Source organism: Micrococcus sp. iso_239, from assembly GCF_056173395.1.
The window spans coordinates 251,174-269,999 of record NZ_CM149672.1; the positions used below are offsets into that span (position 1 = coordinate 251,174).

Consider the following 18,826-nt stretch of genomic DNA (forward strand, 5'->3'; position numbering starts at 1 on the left):
CGCGCTCGGGGGCAGGGTGCGGGTCGGGCCCCACGGTAGCGGACGGGTGCCCCGTCCGTCCCGACCGGAGCGGCGCTGGGCCGCGGACCCGGGCGATCAGCACTCGATGACGTTCACGGCCAGGCCGCCGCGCGAGGTCTCCTTGTACTTGGACTTCATGTCCGCGCCGGTGTCGCGCATGGTCGTGATGGCCTGGTCCAGGGTCACCCGGTGCGAGCCGTCCCCCAGCAGCGCCAGCCGGGCCGCGTTGATGGCCTTCACCGACGCGATCGCGTTGCGTTCGATGCACGGCACCTGGACGAGGCCGCCCACGGGGTCGCACGTCAGCCCGAGGTTGTGCTCGATCCCGATCTCGGCCGCGTTCTCCACTTGGTCCACGGTGCCGCCGAGCACGGCGCACAGGGCGCCCGCCGCCATGGAGCAGGCCGAGCCGACCTCGCCCTGGCAGCCGACCTCGGCGCCGGAGATGGAGGCGTTGCGCTTGTACAGGATGCCGATCGCCGCCGCGGTGAGCAGGAACTCGACCACCTTGTCGTCCCGCTCCTGCTGCGTGGCGCCCTCGGGGAGCACGAAGCGCATGTAGTAGAGCATGACGGCCGGGATGATGCCCGCGGCGCCGTTCGTGGGCGCGGTGACGATGCGCCCGCCCGAGGCGTTCTCCTCGTTCACCGCGAGCGCGAAGAGGTTGACCCACTCCATGGCCCACATGGGGTCGGTGCGGTCGGTGGTCTGGAGCAGGTGCTCCCGCAGCGCGGGGGCCCGACGGCGGACCTTCAGTCCGCCGGGCAGGATCGGCTCGGTGCGGGACACGCCGTTGTGGACGCATTCCTCCATGACGGCCCAGATGGCCAGCAGCTGGGTGCGCAGCTCGTCGAGGTCGTGGCGGGTGGCCTCGTTGGCGAGCATGAGCTCCGCGATGCTCAGGCCCGCCTCGTGACAGCGGGCGGCGAGCTCGGCGCCCGTGGAGAAGGGGTACGGTTCGCCGGTGTCGCCGTCGTCGGTGCGGTTGACGTCCTTGGTGGCGTCCAACTCGGCCTCGAGCTCGTCCGAGGTGACCACGAAGCCGCCGCCCACGGAGTAGTAGTCGCGGGTGTGAAGCTGTTCGCCGGCGTCGTCGTAGGCGGTCAGGCGCATGCCGTTCGGATGCCCGGGCAGGGACTCGCGCATGTGCAGCGTCAGGTCCGCCTGCCGGTCGAAGGCGATCTCGTGGCGCCCGTCCAGGGGCAGCCGACCGCCCGTGACGATCTCCTCCACGAGCCCGGTGCAGGCGTCCGGGTCGATGGTCTCGGGGTCCTGGCCGGCCAGGCCGAGCAGCACCGCGGTGTCCGAGCCGTGGCCCACGCCGGTGGCCGCCAGCGAGCCGAACAGCTCGGCGTGCACGCGGGCCGTGCGCTCGAGGACGCCGTGCTGGCCCATGCTGTCCGTGAAGCGGCGGGCAGCGCGCATGGGCCCCACGGTGTGGGACGAGGACGGGCCGATGCCGATCGAGAACAGGTCGAGGACGCTGAGCGCCATGCAGTGCTCCTAGGGTGCGAGCGGGACGCGCGGTGGCCGGGGGTGGGGGCCGGACGCGCGGAGCCGGGTGATCCGGTGCAGACCAGACTAGGGGCACGGGGCCCGGCAGGCCATGGGGTCGCGGCTCGTGGTCCGCGGTGCTCTCCGGCCCGTCGCCCGCCGCACGGTCCGGAGCCGGGAGCGCTCAGAGGATGTTGTCCTTGGACTCCTCCACCTGCGCGGCCGCGCGGAACGCCGTCAGGTCACGCAGATACTCGTCCGCGTGGGGGAACACGGGCCCCTGCCCGGCCACGAGCATGACCCCCTCGAGGGGCTCGAACCGGGAGCGGCCCGCGTGGATGTCCTCGCCGGCGTCGACCAGGGTGCGCAGCTGCCACCATGTGGGGGCCATCAGGTTGACCTCGCCGGCCCGGAAGCGGCGCAGCAGCTCGGCGGGGGACGCCCAGCCGTGGCTGGCCGCCTCGGAGGACATCCGCTCGGGGGACTGGCCCTGTGGCAGGTGGACGGCGAAGAAGAACGTGTCGTAGCGGCGCGGGCCCCCGTGGGGGGTGATCCACCGGGACCACGGCACGAGCGCGCGGGCGTCGGGGCGCAGCCCCTCGCGGTCGAGCAGCTCCCCGAAGTCCACCTCGTGGCGCTCGACGGCGTCGCGCAGCTCGTCGGGGAACGCGGCCACCCGGGCCGGGTCCACGGGGGTGCCGGTGGCGGCGTCCCGGGCCAGGAGCACTCCGGTCTCCTCGAACGTCTCGCGGACGGCGGCGGCCAGCACGCGGCCGGCGCCGTCGGCGGGGTCGAGTTCCGCGAGGGTGCCGTGGGCGTCCGCGGGCTCGTGCGGCAGCCCCAGGCGCCGGCCCCAGTCGGCCAGATCCGTGCCCTCCCACAGCCGGTCCGGCAGGTCGTCCGCGGGGTCCACGCGGCCGCCGGGGAAGGCCGTGGCGTGGGCGCTGAAGGCCATGGTCCCGGCGCGGCGGACCGTGAACACCGAGGTCTCGCCGTCGGCCCCGGGTCGGACCAGCACGAGGGAGGAGGCGGGCACCGCCGGGACCCGGGGCCGGTCCTCGGCGACCGGCGGCTCGGCGACCGGCGGCTCGGCGGACGGGGCGGCGGGGCTCACGGTGCCTCCTCGGTTCGGGGGATCATGGTCCGGACCCACGGGCCGACGACGACGGCGGCCCGGCCGCTCCCGCGCGCGGGTCATGCGGCCCGGACGTGCGCGGACCCGTAGTCTGTAGCGTAAGTCACCGTGCTCGGGGCGGAGGCCCCGGGGCGAGACCGTGAGCCGAGGAGGAGAGGCCGTGAAGATCCTGGTGCTGGCCAAGCAGGTGCCGGACACGTGGCAGGAGCGTGAGCTGAGCCTGGAGACCGGCTGGGTGGTGCGCGATGGCGCGGCCGAGCCCGTGCCGGACGAGATCAGCGAGCGGGTCATGGAAGTCGCCCTGGGCTGGCGGGACGCCGGCGCGGACGTCGAGGTCGTGGCCCTGACCGTGGGCCCCGAGGACTCCTCGAAGACCCTGCGCAAGATGCTGGCCATGGGCGCAGACTCCGCCGTGCAGATCACCGACGACGCGCTCGTCGGCTCGGACGCCGTGGAGACGGCCCGTGTGATCGCCGCGGCCGTCGAGAAGGAGGGCGCCGACCTCGTGCTCGCCGGCACGGTGTCCACGGACGGCGGCACCGGCGTGGTGCCGGCCATGGTCGCCGAGCTCCTGGACCGGCCCTACCTGCCGCACGCCGAGGCCCCCGAGCTGACCGACGGCGAGCTGACCGGCACCGTGGCGACCTCGGACGCGGATGTGCGCGCCGCCGTCGCCCTGCCCGCCGTGGCGAGCCTGACGGAGAAGACCGCCGAGCCGCGGTTCCCGAACTTCAAGAACATCATGGCGGCCAAGAAGAAGCCGCTCACCGTGCTGTCCCTGGCCGACCTCGGCATCGCCGCGGGCCCGGCCGAGGCCGCCTACCGCTCCGTGATGGTCTCGGCGGACACGCGTCCCGAGCGCGCCGCGGGCGAGAAGATCACCGACGACGGCACCGCCGCCGAGCGGCTGGTGGAGTTCCTCGCGGGTCGGGGGCTCGTGTGAGCGCGAACGTGGAGGAGACCGAGATGACGACGCAGACCGACGCCGCGAACAGCGGTCAGACCGTGCTGGTGCACGCCGAGATCGGCGCGGACGGCGCGCTCCGCCCGGTCGTGGCCGAGCTGCTCGGCGCGGCCGCCACCGTGGGCGTGCCCGAGGCCGTCCTCGTGACCGATGCGGAGGGCAGGGACGCCGCCGTCGCCCGGCTGGGGGAGTACGGCGCCACGCGCGTCCACGTCCTCGTGGCCGACGACGCCGCCACCACCCTCGGCGACGCCGCCGTGCAGGCCCTCGCCGCCGCGGCCGCCCGCACCGCGCCCGTGGCCGTGCTGCTCTCCGGCAGTCCTGAGTCCCGCGCGGTGGCCGGCCGCCTGTCCGTCCGCGCCCGCGGCCCCGTCTGCGCGGATGCCGTGGGGCTGCGCTGGGCCGACGACGAGGTCATCGCCCGCCACTCCGTGTTCGGCGGCGACTACCTCAGCGAGTCCACCGGCGAGGGCGGCCCCCGGATCATCACCATGCGCCCCGGCGCCGTCGCGGACCGGGCCCCGGCCGTCGAGGCGCCCGAGGTCGTGGAGCTGGCCGCCGCCGAGCTGGGCCCGGTGACCGCCGGCGCCCGGGTGCTCGAGGTGAACGCCCGCACGCAGAACTCCGCCCGTCCGCCGTTGCGCGGCGCCAAGACCGTCGTCGCCGGCGGACGCGGCGTGGGCTCCGAGGAGGGCTTCGCGATCGTCGAGCAGCTCGCCGACGAGCTCGGCGCCGCCGTGGGCGCCTCGCGTGCCGCCGTCGACTCCGGCTACACCGCGGCCGAGCGCCAGGTGGGCCAGACCGGCGTGATCGTGTCCCCGAACCTGTACATCGCCCTCGGCATCTCCGGCGCCATCCAGCACCTGGCCGGCATGAAGACCGCCAAGACCATCGTGGCGATCGACAAGAACGAGGACGCCGAGATCTTCGAGCACGCCGACTTCGGCGTGGTCGGGGACATCTTCCAGGTGGTCCCGCAGGTCATCGAGCAGCTGCGCACCCGCCGCGGCTGAACCGGTGCGGGCGCGGTCCGCTGCGGACCGCGCCCCTCGGACGAGGAGAAGCATGCCCAAGCAGCGAATGGCCGGCTACGTCCCCCTGAAGGGCGCCCCGGCCGAGACCGAGCCCGCCCCCGCCCCGGCGCAGGACACCACGACGGCGGCCCCCGCCTCGGCCGCGGCCGCCGTCCCGGTGGCGCCGACCGCGCCGACGTCGGGCCTCACGCCCCTGTCCGCGCGACGCCGCATGGCCGGGTACGTCCCGTTCGCCCGCGAGGCCGAGTGGCTCGGCGGCGCCCCCGCCCCGGCCGCGGGATCGATCCCGGCCGCCGCCCCGGCGCGGTCCGTCGCGCCCGAGCCGATCGCCGCCTCGGCGTCCCCGACGCGGGCCCCCGCACCCGCGGAGACCGAGCCCGTCGTGCCGGACGTGGCGGCCGTCGTCGCCTCCGCGACCGGTGCGCCGGCCGCGGCCGGGGTGGGCGCTCCCGTGGAGTCCGACCTCGTGCCGCTCGCGAAGCGGCGACGCATGGCCGGGTACGTGCCGTTCGCCCGGGAGGGGGAGTGGTTCACCGAGCTCGCCGCCGTGGGCGGCCCCACCGCGCCGGAGATGGTGGCGCAGGAGGTCGTCGCCGAGCCGGCCACCGCCGAGCCCGCCGCCGCGGAGCCGGCCGATGCGGAACCGGCCGTCGCCGCCCCCGTGGCCGCGGCGCCGGCTGCGGAGCCGGCTCCCACCGCGCCGGACACCCGTTCGGCCCCGCCGGCCTCCACCGCGCAGCCGCCCCGGGCCGTCCCCGGGGCCGCCACCGGCACGCCCGCTCGGGCCGCGGAGACGGACGCCGCCGAATCCGCCGCCCCGTCCCGCCTGCGCAAGGCGCTGCCGGCGGTGGCCGGCGTCGTCGTGCTGGCGCTGCTCGCAGTGCTGGCCGGACGCTGGCTGCGGAGCCTCGACCCGGTGGCGGACTTCATCGCGACCTACGACGGGCACCCGGTCCTGCCCGAGGGCACCCCCGAGGGGATGCCCTGGTGGATGGGCTGGCAGCACTTCCTGAACATGTTCCTGATGGTGCTGATCATCCGGACGGGCCTGCAGATCCGTCACGAGACGCGGCCTCCGGCCAACTTCACTCCGACGAAGGACGGCCTGTTCTCCGCGCGGGGCAACACCCCGAAGAAGTTCTCGCTCACCATCTGGACGCACCAGGCCCTCGACGCGCTGTGGCTGCTCAACGGCGTGATCTTCGTGGTGCTGCTGATCGTCACCGGCCACTGGGCGCGGATCGTGCCCACGGACCCGCACGTGTTCCAGCACGCCCTGTCCGCCGGCATCCAGTACCTGTCCCTGGACTGGCCCACGGAGAACGGCTGGGTGCACTACAACGCGCTGCAGATGCTCTCCTACGCGCTGGTGGTGTTCGTGGCCGCCCCGCTCGCCGCCCTCACGGGCTGGCGCATGTCCTCGTGGTTCCCCACGGAGGCCAAGGGACTGAACAAGGCGTTCCCCATGGAAGTGGCCCGCAAGGTGCACTTCCCGGTGATGGTCTTCTTCGTGGCGTTCATCGTGGTGCACGTGTTCCTCGTGGCCTTCACGGGCCTGCTGACGAACCTGAACCACATGTACACCTCGCGCGGCGGGGCCACCGACGCGTGGGGCCTCGTGGTGTTCCTCGTGAGCGTGGCGGTCACCGCCGCCGCGTGGTTCTTCCTGAAGCCCGCCTTCACGGCCCCCGTGGCCTCCCGGTTCGGCACCGTGGGCCGCTGAGCCGGCCGCACGACGACGGCCCCTCCTCCTCCCGGGACTTTCGAACGTGATGTCGGGGGAATGAGCGCTTTCGAACGTGAGATAGGCCCTTTCTCACGTTCGAAAGCGCTCGGGTGCTCGGGCGGGCGGGGCGTCAGCTCCGGGCAGCGCGGAAGGTGACCTGCACCTGGACCATCGGCTTGTCGGCCACGGGGACGCCGTCGGCGCCGACCGGCACGAGGTCCACCTCCACGAGGCGCAGGGACCGGCCGGCGTGTCGCACCCGTGTGAGGGCGACCATCTCGCCATGCCCCGGGCGCACGAACACCACGTGCACGGCCTGGACGTCGTAGCGCACGCGGTCCGGCATGGCCGCCTGCGCGGCGATGACCGCCCGCAGCGTCATGGCCCCGCCGTGGACCGCGCCCGACGGGTTGGCCAGCTCCGGCTTCGGGGCGAAGCGGGCGCCCGCGCTCGCCGCGGCAGCGACGGCGGGGCGCACGTCCGGATCGGCCGCCGGCAGCGACTCGGGGCGGGCGGCCAGCAGCCCCGGCATGGGCACGCGGGTCTCGGCCCCGCGGGGCAGCCGTCCGGCCGCGACGAACTCGGCCATCCGCTCCGGCGCTCCGGCCGGCACCGACTGGAACCAGCCGGTCGCCTCGACGACGCGACGCCCGTCCGCGTCCTCGAGCCACGCGCGGGCCACGCCGCCGCCGGCATCCCAGGCCAGCGGGCGGGTCCAGCACTCCAGCAGCGGGCCGTCCTCGTCCCCGGCTGTGACCGCCGCCGCGTCGAAGGCGGGCAGCGGGCCGAGCACGTTGACCTGCAGCTCGGTGGTGACCACGGTCTCGATGTCCCGGGCCGCGTGGTGCACGGCCACCGCCGTGGCGTTGTCCATGATCACGGTGGCCGCCGCGCCGGTGGGCCGGCCGTCCAGGTCGAGGCACCACGGGCCGACCTCGAACGCGGCCGGGTTGAGGGCGCCGTTCCGCTCGGTCATCAGCGCATGGCGGCGGATGCCGAACAGCTGTTCCGTGCGGCCGGAGGGGTGGGAGCGGGGGCCGGTGGGCGAGTCCGCGGTGGGGCTGGTGGTGGTCTGCACGGGGAGCACGCTAGCCCACGGCCCGGCGGCGACACGGCTAATCATTGGATGTCCTATTATCGTGGTGACGACAGTCACACCCTGTCGCCGCCCGCGGTGTCACCCCCGCACCACCCCGTCGTGGACCGCCCGCGCGGCCGGCCCGAGCCCCAGGAGGACGAACCCATGTTCCCCATCACCGACGACCAGAAGGCCCTGGTCGACGCCGTCCGCGACTTCGCCGAGCAGCGCGTCGCCCCGCACGCCCTCGACTGGGACGCCGAGAAGCACTTCCCGGTGGACGTCCTCGCCGAGGCGGGCGAGCTCGGCCTGGGCGGCATCTACGTGGGGGAGGAGCACGGCGGCACCGGCCTGGCGCGCACGGACGCGATCCTGATCTTCGAGGAGCTCGCCAAGGCGGACCCGGCCTTCGCCGCCTACATCTCCATCCACAACATGGTCGCCTGGATGATCGACTCCTTCGGCAGCGACGAGCAGCGCGCCCGCTGGATCCCCGACCTCGTGGGCATGGAGCACCTGGCCAGCTACTGCCTCACCGAACCCGGCGCCGGCTCGGACGCGGCCGCGCTGAAGACCCGCGCCGTCCGCGACGGCGACCACTACGTCCTCAACGGCGTCAAGCAGTTCATCTCCGGCGCCGGCTCCTCCGGCTACTACGTGGTCATGTGCCGCACCGCGGACACGGGCGCCCGGGGGATCTCCGCCGTCGTGGTCCACAAGGACACCCCCGGCCTGTCCTTCGGCCCCAACGAGAAGAAGATGGGCTGGCACACCCAGCCCACGCGCCAGGTGATCTTCGAGGACGTCCGCGTGCCCGTGGCCGACCGCCTCGGCGAGGAGGGCGACGGCTTCCGCATCGCCATGAAGGGCCTCAACGGCGGCCGCCTGAACATCGGCGCCTGCTCGATCGGCGGCGGCCTGGCCGCCCTGGACAAGGCCACCCGCTACCTCAAGGAGCGCAGCGCATTCGGCGAGCCGCTCACCACCAAGCAGGCCCTCGTCTTCGAGCTGGCGGAGATGGCCGTGAAGCTCGAGACCGCACACACCATGCTCATGCGCGCCGCGGACGCCCTGGACCGCAACGACCCGGACACCGTGCGCCTGTGCGCCATGGCCAAGCTCGTGGCCACCGAACACGGCTACGAGGCCGCCGACACCGCCCTGCAGCTGCACGGCGGCTACGGCTACCTGCACGAGTACGGCGTGGAGAAGCTCGTCCGGGACCTGCGCGTGCACCGGATCCTCGAGGGCTCCAACGAGATCATGCGCATGATCGTGGGCCGCGGCCTGATCGGCTGACGTCGGGGGCCCCGCCCGGTCGCCCCACACAGCACGGCGCCCCGCGGTCACCACTCGTGACCACGGGGCGCCGTCCGTCGGGGCGGGCTCAGCCGAGCTGCAGCGGGTCCACCCCGGTCACGGGCTCGAAGTGCCCAGCCACGTCCTCGGCCGAGACGTCCTCGAGCCGGGCCGGACTCCACGCCGGATCCTTGTCCTTGTCCACGAGCAGCGCACGGATGCCCTCGGCCATGTCCGGCTCGCGCATCAGGTGGGTGCCGATCGTGAACTCCTGACGCAGCGCGTCGGCCACGGTCAGGTCCGCCCCGCGTGCGGCCAGCCGGCGCTGGGCCTCGTGGGCCACGGCGACGGCGGTCGGGGACTTGGTGCGGATGGCCTCGGCGGCCTGCCCCGCGGCCTCGGCATGCTCCCCGCCCGCGGCGGCGCGCTCGTCCAGGGCGGCGAGGACCTCGGCGGCCGACTCCCGGCCGTAGGCGTCCTCGATCCACTCCCGGCCGGCCACCAGCGCGGACGCGGGCCGTGCGTCCTCGGCCACCGCGAACCGGGCCAGCACCTCGTCGGCGGCGGCGAAGGCGGCGTCGTCGCGCGCGCCCGCGTCCGCGGCCGAGCCGAGGGCGCCGAGCGCCGCGGCGAGGGCCTGCTCGAGCTCGTCCAGCCGGGCGGACTCCACGAAGACGTCCGCCAGGCCCAGGGCCACCGCGTCGGACCCGGAGGCGTGCGCCGAGGTCGCGGCCAGGTGCCGGCCCGCCTGGAAGGGCGCGCGGGCGAGGTGGAAGGAGCCGCCGACGTCGGGGGTGAACCCGATCGCCGTCTCGGGCATGCCGGCGCGCGTCCGCTCGGTGGCCACGCGGTGCGAGCCGTGCGCGGACACGCCCATGCCGCCGCCCAGGACGATGCCGTCCATGAAGGCCACGTACGGCTTGGGGTAGGTGGCGATGCGCTCGTTCATCGCGTACTCGTCGCGGAAGAACTCCTCGGCCTCCGCGAACCGCCCGGCCAGGAGCGAGGAGCGCAGGGAGACGACGTCACCGCCGGCGCACAGTCCCTTCTCCCCGGCGCCGCGGATCAGCACGCCGCGCACGGCGGGGTCCGCGGCCCAGTCGGTCAGGGCCGCGTCGATCGCCCGGACCATGTCCTGCGTCAGCGCGTTCAGGGCGCGCGGACGGTTCAGCGTGATGCGGCCGAGGCCGTCGCGGACCTCGAGGAGCACCTCGTCCGCCGCCCCGTCCCGTGCGGCCGTGGGGGCCGTCGTCGCCGTGGTCTGCGCGCCGCTCATCGGTGCTGCCACCCCGCCTCGCGCTTGGCCGTGAACGCGTCCATGCCCTCCTTCTGGTCCGCCGTGGCGAACGCGGCGTGGAACACGCGGCGCTCGAAGGCGATGCCCTGGGCGAGCGTGGTCTCGAACGCGGCGTTGACGGCCTCCTTGGCCATCCAGGAGGCCGGCTTGGACTTGGACGCGATGGTCGCGGCCACCTCCAGCGCCTCCTCGAGGGCCTTCTCGTCGGCCACCACGCGGGAGACGAGCCCGATGCGCTCGGCCTCCTCGGCCCCGATCATGCGGCCGGTGAGGATCATGTCCATGGCCTTCGCCTTGCCCACGGCGCGGGTCAGGCGCTGGGAGCCGCCCATGCCGGGGATGACGCCGAGGTTGATCTCGGGCTGGCCGAACTTCGCGCCCTCGCCGGCCACGAGCACATCGGCCATCATGGCCAGCTCGCAGCCGCCGCCGAGGGCGTAGCCGGTCACGCACGCCACGATGGGGGTGCGGGCACGGGTGAGCCCGTCCCAGCCGGCGAACCAGTCGGCCGCGTACATCTCGGAGAACTCCTTGGTGGCCATCTCCTTGATGTCCGCGCCGGCGGCGAACGCCTTGGGGGAGCCGGAGAGCAGGATCGCCCCGATCTCCGGGTCGGTGTCCAGCTCCTGCACCGCCGCGACGACGGCACGCATCGTCGCCTCGTTCAGCGCATTCAGGGCCTTCGGCCGGTTCAGGCGGATATGGCCGACCCGGCCCTGCCGCTCCACGATGATCGGCGACTCGGCGCCGTCCGGGGTGGTCTGCTCGCTCATGCCTCGCTCCTGTCCGTGTGTGATGCTCGGATGTCCTCGATGATGCCGGAAAAGTCGCGGGCGGCGCCTTCTCCGGCGGCGTACTCGGCGTATTTGGCCTGCGCGAGGCGCCCCAGGTCGGCCGCCACGCCCTGCTCGTCCAGGGCCGCGAGCGCGAGCCCGAGGTCCTTGGCCATCAGGGCGCCGGCGAAGCCGGGCTGGAAGTCCCGGTTCGCGGGGGAGCCGGGGACGGGGCCGGGCACCGGGCAGTTGGTGGTCAGGGACCAGCACTGCCCGGAGGCCTTGCTCATCACGTCGTACAGGGCCTGGTGCTGCAGGCCCAGGCGCTCACCCAGGACGAAGGCCTCGGCGACGGCGATCTGCGTGACCCCCAGCACCATGTTGTTGCAGATCTTCGCGGCCTGGCCCAGGCCGGCGGCCCCACAGTGCACGATCCGCGCGCCCATGACCTCGAGCAGCGGCAGCACCTCGGCGTACACCTCGTCCGAGGCGCCCACCATGAAGGCGAGGGTGCCGGCCTCGGCGCCCACCTGGCCGCCCGAGACCGGCGCGTTGGCCGCCCGCATGCCCGCCGCCTCCGCCGCCGCGGCCGCCTCGCGGGCCTCGGCGACGTCGATGGTCGAGCAGTCCAGGAACACGGTGCCGGGGCGGGCGGCGGCGAGCAGGCCGCCGTCGCCGTCCTCACCCCGGTAGACGTCCAGCACCAGGCGTCCGTGGGGGAGCATGGTCAGCACGACGTCGGCCTCCGCGGCCGCCGCGGCCGTGTCCGTGACGGTCTCGACGCCGGCCGCACGGGCCTTCTCGAGGGCCTCGGGGACGAGGTCGAAGCCGAGCACGCGGTGGCCCGCGGCGGCGAGGTTGGCGGCCATGGGGCCGCCCATGTGGCCGAGGCCGAGGAACAGAACGGTGGTCATGGGGTCCTCCTGGTCGGGACGGGCTGCGGGCGGTCAGGAGCCGGCCGGCATCACGAAGCTGGCGCCCTCGCGCACGCCGGAGGGCCAGCGCGTGGTGACGGTCTTCGTCTTGGTGTAGAACTTCAGCCCGTCCGTGCCGTGCTGGTTCAGGTCGCCGAAGCCGGAGGCCTTCCAGCCGCCGAAGGTGTAGTAGGCGATCGGCACGGGGATCGGCACGTTCACGCCGACCATGCCGGTGTCCACGCGGGTGGAGAAGTCGCGGGCGGCGTCGCCGTCGCGGGTGAAGATGGCCACGCCGTTGCCGAACTCGTGCTCGTTCACGAGCGTGAGCGCCTCCTCGTAGTCCTTCGCGCGGACCACGGAGAGCACCGGGCCGAAGATCTCCTCGCGGTAGATGCTCATCTCCGGGGTGACGCGGTCGAACAGGGTGGCGCCCACGTAGAAGCCGTCCTCGTGGCCCTCGACGACGACGCCCCGGCCGTCCTCGACCAGTTCGGCGCCCGCCTCGACGCCGGCCGCGATGTAGCCCTCGATGCGCTCCTTCGCGTCCTTCGAGACGACGGGGCCGAAGTCCGAGGACGCCTCGAGCGACGGGCCGACCCTGAGGTCCTTCACGCGCTCGCGGAGCAGCGCGATCAGGCGGTCGGCGGTCTCCTCGCCGACCGGGACGGCCACGGAGATCGCCATGCAGCGCTCGCCGGCGGAGCCGAAGGCGGCGCCGACCAGGGCGTCGGCGGTCATCTCGAGGTCCGCGTCCGGCATGATCACGGCGTGGTTCTTGGCCCCGCCGAAGCACTGCGCGCGCTTGCCCATGCGGCCGGCGTGCGCGTAGATGGACTGCGCGATCGGGGTGGAGCCGACGAAGCCGACGGCCTTGACGCGCGGGTCCTCGATGAGCGCGTCCACGGCGGCCTTGTCGCCGTGCACCACGTTGAGGGCGCCGGCGGGCATGCCGGCCTCGAGGGCCAGCTCGGCCAGGCGCACCGGCACGGAGGGGTCGCGCTCGGAGGGCTTGAGGACGAAGGCGTTGCCCGCCGCCAGGGCGATGCCGGCCTTCCACAGCGGGATCATCGCCGGGAAGTTGAAGGGCGTGATGCCCACGGCCACGCCGAGCGGCTGGCGGATGGAGTGCACGTCGATGCCGGTGCCCGCGTCGGCGGTGAACTCACCCTTGAGCAGGTGCGGGGCGCCCGCGGCGAACTCCACGACCTCGATGCCGCGCTGGATGTCGCCCTTGGCGTCCGGGACGGTCTTGCCGTGCTCCTGGGCGAGCACGGTGGCCAGCTCGTCCATGTTCTCGTTGATCAGGTCGACCCAGCGCAGCAGGATGCGGCCGCGGCGCTGCGGATTCAGCGTCGACCACGCGGCGAAGCCCTCCTCGGCGGAGGCCAGGGCGGCGTCGATCTCCTCGGCGGAGGCCAGCGGCACGCGCCCCGCCACGCCGCCCGTGGCCGGGTGGTAGACGTCGCCGTGCCGGCCGGAGGCGCCTTCGCGCCGCTCGCCGTGCACGAAGTGGGGGATCACGGGGGCGGTCTCGGTGGGCGCGGTCTTCTCGGACATGGGGGCTCCTCGCGGGTCCAGGCGGAAGGCGGACGCCGGGCGGCGCCGCCCACGGCGGGCGTGACGGGCCCGGCTGTGCGTGTGATCTGGGTTACTCTTCCGCTAATCTAGGATGAGAACGTAGGACATGCAACTATCGAACTCGGGGGGTATCCCGAGGAGGAAGGGAGGGTCCGTCCATGGACCTGTCGAACCAGAGCGCGATCGTCACCGGCGGGGCCTCGGGCCTCGGCCATGCCACCGCCCGCCGCCTGGCGGACGCGGGCGCCGCCGTCGTGGTGGTCGACCTGCCGGACCGCGAGGGCGAGACCGTCCGTGCCGACGCCGTGGCCGCCCTCGGCCCCCGCACGCGCTTCGTGACGGGCGACGTCACCGCCGAGGACACCGCCCGGGAGGCCGTGGCCGCCGCGCTGGAGGCCGGGCCGCTGCGGGTGCTGGTCAACTGCGCCGGCGTGGCGACGCCGGGCAAGCTCGTGGGTCGCGACGGGCCGCTGTCCACCGAGGTGCTGAGCCGGGTCCTGGCGATCAACACGGTCGGCACCGTGGCGATGATGGCCCAGGCCGCCGCCGCGATGAGGACGCAGGAGCCGCTCGGCGAGGACCGCGGCGTCATCGTGAACACCGCGTCCGTGGCGGCCTACGACGGGCAGATCGGCCAGATCGCGTACTCCGCCTCCAAGGGCGCCGTGGTCGCGCTGACCCTGCCCGCGGCCCGCGAGCTCGCCTCCTCGCAGATCCGCGTGGTCACGATCGCCCCCGGCCTCATGGAGACGCCCATGATGGCCGGCCTGCCCGAGGCCGCCCGCGAGGCGCTGTCCACCAAGACCCCGCATCCGGCCCGCCTCGGCCGGCCCGAGGACTACGCGCTGCTCGTCGAGCAGATCGTGTCCAATCCGTTCCTCAACGGCGAGGTCATCCGGCTCGACGGCGCCGTGCGCCTCGAGCCCCGCTGAGCCGCGCGGCCGCGGAGAGCGTCAGGAGGAGGTGTGCTCCGCCGTCGGGGCGCTCAGGCGTCGAGGCCGTCGACCTGGAAGTCGCCGGCCTCGGCGCGGAACCGGCCGAGGACGTCGATGAGGGTGTCCACGTCCGCCGGATCGAAGCCGGAGCGGCCGAAGACCTCGGCGTTGAGCGTCTCCGTGGCGGCGACGGCGACGCGCCGGCCCTCGTCCGTGAGGGCGAGCACGAGCGCGCGGCGGTCCGACTCGTGGGGGGTGCGCTCCACCAGCCCGGCGGCCTCGAGCCGGTCCACCGCATTGGTCACCGAGGTGGGGTGGACCTGCAGGAGCGCGGACGCCTTGGACATCCGCATCCGCTTCTCGCGCGAGAAGTTCAGCAGCGCCAGCAGCTCGTACCGCGCGAAGGTGAGCCCGTAGGGCTTGAGCGCGGCCTGCGCCCGACCCAGCAGGATCTGCTGGGCCCGCATGATCGAGGTGATGGCGGCCATCGGGCGGGCGACGTCACCCCATCCGTGACGCTCCCAGTTCCGGGCGGCCTCCCGGATGGGGTCCTGGGCGAGGGGTGGCTTCTTCATGGCGCTCCAGACTAGCGGCGCACCGGGGGTCCCCCGCCACCGCCGGACACGGACGGGGCGGTGGCGGGGAACGGCCGGTCAGCGCTGCAGGTCCAGGTCCTCCTCCCGGAACTCGGTGCCGTAGCCGTCCGGGGCGGCGCCCGTCTGGGCGCGCTCGACCTCGGCCTTGCGCAGCTCCACGCGGCGGATCTTGCCCGAGATGGTCTTCGGCAGCTCGAGGAACTCGATGCGGCGGATGCGCTTGTACGGGGGCAGCTGGGTGAGCGTGAACTGCAGGATCGCCCGGGCGGTCTCCGCGGTGGGCTCATGGCCCGGGGCGAGGGTGACGAAGGCCTTCGGCACGGCCAGTCGCAGCTCGTCCGGGGTGGGGACGATCGCGCCCTCCATCACGGCCGGGTGCTTGACCAGCACCGACTCCAGCTCGAACGGGGACACCTTGTAGTCCGAGGACTTGAAGACGTCGTCCGCGCGGCCCACATAGGTCAGCACGCCGTTCTCGTCGCGGCGGGCGATGTCACCGGTGTGGAACACGCCGTCGCGGAACACCTCGTCCGTCTTCTCCTGGTTGCCGTAGTAGGACTTCAGCAGGCCCACCGGACGCGGGTCCAGGCGCAGGCAGATCTCGCCCTCCTCGGCCTCCTGGCCCGTGAGCGGGTCGAGCAGGGTGACGTCCATGCCGGGCAGCGGGCGGCCCATCGAGCCGATGACGACCTTCTGGCCCGGGGTGTTGGCGATCTGCAGGGTGGTCTCGGTCATCCCGAAGCCGTCGCGGATCGTGGTTCCCCACGCCTTGTGCACCTGGTCGATCACCTCGGCGTTGAGCGGCTCGCCCGCGGAGATGGTCTTGGTCGGCGGGGTCGTCAGCTGCGCCAGGTCCGCCTTGATGAGCATGCGCCACACGGTGGGCGGGGCGCAGAAGCTCGTGACGCCGTAGCGCTCCATGTTGGCCATCAGGGCCGCGGGGTCGAACTTGCGGGCGTTGTGCACGAAGATCGTGGCCTCCGCGATCCACGGGGCGAAGAAGTTGGACCACGCGTGCTTGGCCCAGCCCGGGGAGGCCACGTTGAGGTGCACGTCGCCCGGCTCCAGACCGATCCAGTAGAGCGTCGTGAGGTGGCCGACCGGGTACGAGGTGTGGGTGTGCTCCACGAGCTTCGGCTTCGAGGTGGTGCCCGAGGTGAAGTAGAAGAGCAGCGTCTCGTCCGCGGGGGTCGGCTCGGCCGGGGCCAGCTCGGTGGCGGCGTCGGCGGCGTCGTCGTAGGAGAGCACGGTGTGGCCGGCGACCTCCGGGGCGCGGCGCGCCGGGCCCTCCGCGAAGACGCCCGGCACGTGCACCAGGTGCAGGCCCTCGCCGACGCCGGCGAACTTGGCCAGGTCCTCGGCGCCGGCCACGGCCCACGCGGCGCCGGCGCGCGTCACGCGGTCCTCGAGGTCCCCGGAGGTCATCTGCGTGGTGGTGGGCACCATGACCACCCGCAGCTTGATGCAGGCGAGCATGAACTCCCACAGCTCCACCTGGTTGTTCAGCATCAGGATGAGGCGGTCGCCGCGGCGCAGGCCCTGCGCGGAGAGCCAGTTCGCCACCCGGCTGGAGGCCGCGGAGAGCTCGGCGAAGGTGCGTTCGGTGCTGCGCCCGTCGTCCTCGGCGATGATCAGCGCCGGCACGTCCGCGCGGGCCGGGTCCTGGGCCAGGCGGTCGAACCAGTCGAAGCCGAAGTTGAAGTGCTCGAAGCGGGGCCACTCGAACTCGGCGCGGGCGCGCTCATAGTCGGTCTGGCACTCGACCAGCAGGTCGCGGGCCGCGCGGAACACCTCCGTCGGTGACGGGGCGGCGACGGCGGTGGGGTCCTGGACGGTCATGGGTCCCTCCTCGGGATGGCTGCTGAACGGATCCTTGGCCGGGGGCCTGTGATCTGGAACACTACTGGCAGACCTGGATAGTTGGAAGTCCTACAGTCGGATTCGCGGTGAAACCGCCCGCCGTCGTCGGACCGCCCCCGAAGGAGAGCCATGACCGCCATCGCCGACCGCCCCGTCCCCGCCTCCGGCGCGCCCGCCGTCACCCCCGGCCTGCCCCACGTGGACCTGCTGCGCCTGCGGGACCGCCTCGAGCCGGCCGAGCGTGCCCGGCTCGACGCGATCGAGGACCACCTGCAGACCCGCGTGCGGCCGCACCTGACCCGGTACTGGGACGCCGAGGAGTTCGCGTTCGACCTGCTGCCGGGCCTGGCCGAGCTGGGTCTGGGGCGCCTCGTCCTGGACGGCTCGTCCTCGCTGTTCCAGCAGCTCGTGCACGCGGAGATCGCCCGCGTGGACCTGTCCCTGTCCGCCCTCGTGGGCATCCACAACGAGCTCAACCTCGGCATGATCACCGGCCTGGGCTCGGAGCGGCAGAAGGCCACGTGGCAGGGGCGCCTCGAATCCTTCGACGCCCTGGGCGCGTTCTGCCTCACCGAGCCGGACCACGGCTCGGACATCGCCGGCGGCCTCGCCACCACCGCCACCCGCGACGGCGATGAGTGGGTCATCCGCGGCGCCAAGCGCTGGATCGGGGCCGGCACGATCGCCGACGTCGCGCTCGTCTGGGCGCGCGACACCGCCGACGGCGAGATCAAGGGCTTCGTGGTGCCCACCGACACCCCCGGCTACGAGGCCACCAAGATCAGCGGGAAGATGGGCCTGCGGATCATGCAGAATGCGGACATCACCCTGGACGTGCGCCTGCCCGCGGACGCGATCCTGCCCGGCGCCACCACCTTCGCCGCCACCCGCACCCTGCTGCGCGACTCGCGCATGTGGGTCGGCTGGCAGGGCGTCGGCGCGCAGATGGGCGTGCTGGACGTGCTGCGCTCCTACGCGCTGCGGCGGGAGCAGTTCGGCCGCCCACTGGCCGCGTTCCAGCTGATCCAGGCCCAGATCGCCGAGGTCGCCGGCAACCTGGCCGCCTCCGCCGGGATGATGCTCCAGGTGGACGCCCTGCGGCAGGAGGGGCGGATGGAGATGATGCACGCGGCGATGGCCAAGGCCACCTCGACCCGGCTGGCCCGGTCCTCGGCGGCGCTCGCCCGCGACGCCCTCGGCGGCAACGGCCTGCTCACGGAGCACGAGATCGCCAAGATCATGGGGGACGTGGAGGCCATCTACTCCTACGAGGGCTCCTACGGCATGAACACCCTGATCGTGGGGCGGGCCCTCACCGGCGTCTCGGCCTTCGTGTGAGCCACGCGTCCTGCAGGTCTTGGACCAGCGGGCGGTGGGCGATGAGCAGCAGCACGCCGGCCACCGGGATGACCACCTCGAAGTCCAGCCAGAGGTAGCCGGCCGCGCCCGCCACCCCGCCCAGGAAGAACAGGGCCACGAGCAGCGCCAGCAGTCCCACGCGCCGCGGCTCCCCGACGACGGGGGCCACGGCCGCGGGCGCGTTGCGGTACAGGATCTTGCCGAGCTCGACGCCGATGTCCGTGACCATGCCCGTCACGTGCGTGGTGCGGATCGGCCACGCCCCGATGCGGGTGATCAAGGCGTTCTGCAGGCCCATGGTGAAGCACAGCACGGCCACCACGACGAGCGGCCGGTGCGCATCGCGGACGTGCTCGGCGAGCAGGCCGAACACCAGCATGCCGACGCCCTCGAGCAGGAGGATGTTGGCGTACCGCGACCGGAGGCCGTTGACCCGGCCCCAGTTGAACACCAGCGCGCAGACGACCGCGCCCAGGATGAACATGGCCAGCGCGAGCAGGCCCGTGCCGACCAGACCCGGGGCGTGGAGGACCGCCGCGTCCGCCATGGACGCCACGATCCCCGTCATGTGGGACGTGTACGTGGCCACGGCGACGAAGCCCACGGAGTTGAGGATCCCCGCGATCGCGGTCAGCATCAGCGCCAGGTGGGTGTTGCGGCGCACGGTGCGCTCGGGGGCGCACAGGTTGAGCACCCCGCCACCCTACGACCGGACGCTGCCGTCGGCGCCGACGCGGGAGGCGCCGTCGTCGACGCCTCC

At 73.7% G+C, this 18,826-nt stretch carries 16 protein-coding genes; 6 read left to right on the forward strand and 10 right to left on the reverse strand.

The features are described 5' to 3' along the window. Positions 1–96: 96 nt before the first annotated feature. Positions 97–1,515: an L-serine ammonia-lyase gene (locus AC0VX2_RS01155; protein WP_036384036.1), complete on the reverse strand. Its 1,419-nt coding sequence runs from the start codon at positions 1,513–1,515 to the stop codon at positions 97–99. Between the two features lie 184 nt (positions 1,516–1,699). Beyond that, positions 1,700–2,629, reverse strand: a complete 930-nt coding sequence (locus AC0VX2_RS01160; RefSeq protein ID WP_129867034.1) for an NUDIX hydrolase — start codon at positions 2,627–2,629, stop codon at positions 1,700–1,702. A 181-nt stretch (positions 2,630–2,810) separates the two neighbouring features. On the opposite strand from AC0VX2_RS01160, the gene AC0VX2_RS01165 reads away from it, so the two are divergent. From AC0VX2_RS01165 to AC0VX2_RS01175, 3 genes are read left to right on the forward strand one after another with little or no spacing between them, the layout of a single operon-like run. Next, on the forward strand, positions 2,811–3,593 hold the full coding sequence (locus AC0VX2_RS01165; RefSeq protein WP_044658703.1) for an electron transfer flavoprotein subunit beta/FixA family protein: 783 nt from the start codon (positions 2,811–2,813) through the stop codon (positions 3,591–3,593). Next, entirely contained in the window at positions 3,590–4,627 is a 1,038-nt protein-coding gene (locus tag AC0VX2_RS01170) for an electron transfer flavoprotein subunit alpha/FixB family protein (RefSeq protein WP_036315473.1), read from the forward strand. Before AC0VX2_RS01165 ends, AC0VX2_RS01170 begins: the two co-directional genes overlap by 4 nt. A 52-nt stretch (positions 4,628–4,679) precedes the next feature. Continuing rightward, positions 4,680–6,371, forward strand: a complete 1,692-nt coding sequence (locus AC0VX2_RS01175; RefSeq protein WP_240756390.1) for a cytochrome b/b6 domain-containing protein — start codon at positions 4,680–4,682, stop codon at positions 6,369–6,371. A gap of 133 nt (positions 6,372–6,504) precedes the next feature. On the opposite strand, the gene AC0VX2_RS01180 is transcribed toward AC0VX2_RS01175, so the two are convergent. Beyond that, entirely contained in the window at positions 6,505–7,452 is a 948-nt protein-coding gene (locus AC0VX2_RS01180; protein WP_073116407.1) for a PaaI family thioesterase, read from the reverse strand. 165 nt (positions 7,453–7,617) lie between these two features. On the opposite strand from AC0VX2_RS01180, the gene AC0VX2_RS01185 reads away from it, so the two are divergent. After that, positions 7,618–8,751 carry an acyl-CoA dehydrogenase family protein gene (locus AC0VX2_RS01185; RefSeq protein WP_073116134.1) on the forward strand — a complete coding sequence of 378 codons (1,134 nt, stop codon included), beginning with the start codon at positions 7,618–7,620 and terminating at the stop codon, positions 8,749–8,751. Positions 8,752–8,839: 88 nt separating this feature from the next. On the opposite strand, the gene AC0VX2_RS01190 is transcribed toward AC0VX2_RS01185, so the two are convergent. The 4 genes from AC0VX2_RS01190 to AC0VX2_RS01205 are packed head-to-tail and all read right to left on the reverse strand — an operon-like array spanning position 8,840 to position 13,295. Further along, a complete protein-coding gene (locus AC0VX2_RS01190; RefSeq protein WP_113914141.1) occupies positions 8,840–10,027 on the reverse strand; it encodes an enoyl-CoA hydratase/isomerase family protein in 1,188 nt (395 codons plus the stop codon). Beyond that, positions 10,024–10,821, reverse strand: coding sequence for an enoyl-CoA hydratase (locus tag AC0VX2_RS01195; RefSeq protein WP_078025387.1), 798 nt, complete (start codon positions 10,819–10,821; stop codon positions 10,024–10,026). The genes AC0VX2_RS01190 and AC0VX2_RS01195 overlap by 4 nt, the downstream gene beginning before the upstream one ends. Then, the gene (gene mmsB / locus AC0VX2_RS01200; RefSeq protein WP_475432605.1) at positions 10,818–11,735 is read right to left on the reverse strand and encodes a 3-hydroxyisobutyrate dehydrogenase; all 918 of its coding nucleotides are present in this window, start codon (positions 11,733–11,735) and stop codon (positions 10,818–10,820) included. The genes AC0VX2_RS01195 and mmsB overlap by 4 nt, the downstream gene beginning before the upstream one ends. A gap of 33 nt (positions 11,736–11,768) precedes the next feature. Continuing rightward, a complete protein-coding gene (locus tag AC0VX2_RS01205; protein ID WP_060974191.1) occupies positions 11,769–13,295 on the reverse strand; it encodes a CoA-acylating methylmalonate-semialdehyde dehydrogenase in 1,527 nt (508 codons plus the stop codon). A 179-nt stretch (positions 13,296–13,474) separates the two neighbouring features. Here AC0VX2_RS01205 and AC0VX2_RS01210 point away from each other — a divergent pair, with 179 nt between their 5' ends. Further along, positions 13,475–14,248 carry an SDR family NAD(P)-dependent oxidoreductase gene (locus tag AC0VX2_RS01210; protein ID WP_020624808.1) on the forward strand — a complete coding sequence of 258 codons (774 nt, stop codon included), beginning with the start codon at positions 13,475–13,477 and terminating at the stop codon, positions 14,246–14,248. A gap of 53 nt (positions 14,249–14,301) precedes the next feature. Here AC0VX2_RS01210 and AC0VX2_RS01215 read toward each other — a convergent pair whose 3' ends face one another. Together AC0VX2_RS01215 and AC0VX2_RS01220 are read right to left on the reverse strand one after the other, a co-directional pair. Further along, positions 14,302–14,826, reverse strand: a complete 525-nt coding sequence (locus AC0VX2_RS01215) for a MarR family winged helix-turn-helix transcriptional regulator (RefSeq protein ID WP_020624809.1) — start codon at positions 14,824–14,826, stop codon at positions 14,302–14,304. Positions 14,827–14,904: 78 nt separating this feature from the next. Then, positions 14,905–16,686, reverse strand: a complete 1,782-nt coding sequence (locus AC0VX2_RS01220; protein WP_101965622.1) for an AMP-binding protein — start codon at positions 16,684–16,686, stop codon at positions 14,905–14,907. Positions 16,687–16,836: 150 nt separating this feature from the next. Here AC0VX2_RS01220 and AC0VX2_RS01225 point away from each other — a divergent pair, with 150 nt between their 5' ends. After that, the gene (locus AC0VX2_RS01225) at positions 16,837–18,045 is read left to right on the forward strand and encodes an acyl-CoA dehydrogenase family protein (RefSeq protein WP_101965621.1); all 1,209 of its coding nucleotides are present in this window, start codon (positions 16,837–16,839) and stop codon (positions 18,043–18,045) included. Here the strand turns inward: AC0VX2_RS01225 and AC0VX2_RS01230 are convergent. After that, the gene (locus AC0VX2_RS01230; RefSeq protein WP_101965620.1) at positions 18,020–18,760 is read right to left on the reverse strand and encodes a YoaK family protein; all 741 of its coding nucleotides are present in this window, start codon (positions 18,758–18,760) and stop codon (positions 18,020–18,022) included. The two genes, AC0VX2_RS01225 and AC0VX2_RS01230, sit on opposite strands and share 26 nt — an antisense overlap. Between the last annotated feature and the right edge of the window lie 66 nt (positions 18,761–18,826).

Bases quoted from the DNA above. Each gene is read 5' to 3' on its own strand.
- AC0VX2_RS01185 (WP_073116134.1), top strand. From the start codon at position 7,618: ATGTTCCCCATCACCGACGACCAGAAGGCCCTGGTCGACGCCGTCCGC.
- AC0VX2_RS01195 (WP_078025387.1), bottom strand. From the start codon at position 10,821: ATGAGCGAGCAGACCACCCCGGACGGCGCCGAGTCGCCGATCATCGTG.
- AC0VX2_RS01175 (WP_240756390.1), top strand. From the start codon at position 4,680: ATGCCCAAGCAGCGAATGGCCGGCTACGTCCCCCTGAAGGGCGCCCCG.
- AC0VX2_RS01190 (WP_113914141.1), bottom strand. From the start codon at position 10,027: ATGAGCGGCGCGCAGACCACGGCGACGACGGCCCCCACGGCCGCACGG.
- AC0VX2_RS01215 (WP_020624809.1), bottom strand. From the start codon at position 14,826: ATGAAGAAGCCACCCCTCGCCCAGGACCCCATCCGGGAGGCCGCCCGG.
- AC0VX2_RS01225 (WP_101965621.1), top strand. From the start codon at position 16,837: ATGACCGCCATCGCCGACCGCCCCGTCCCCGCCTCCGGCGCGCCCGCC.
- mmsB (WP_475432605.1), bottom strand. From the start codon at position 11,735: ATGACCACCGTTCTGTTCCTCGGCCTCGGCCACATGGGCGGCCCCATG.
- AC0VX2_RS01220 (WP_101965622.1), bottom strand. From the start codon at position 16,686: ATGACCGTCCAGGACCCCACCGCCGTCGCCGCCCCGTCACCGACGGAG.
- AC0VX2_RS01210 (WP_020624808.1), top strand. From the start codon at position 13,475: ATGGACCTGTCGAACCAGAGCGCGATCGTCACCGGCGGGGCCTCGGGC.
- AC0VX2_RS01205 (WP_060974191.1), bottom strand. From the start codon at position 13,295: ATGTCCGAGAAGACCGCGCCCACCGAGACCGCCCCCGTGATCCCCCAC.
- AC0VX2_RS01155 (WP_036384036.1), bottom strand. From the start codon at position 1,515: ATGGCGCTCAGCGTCCTCGACCTGTTCTCGATCGGCATCGGCCCGTCC.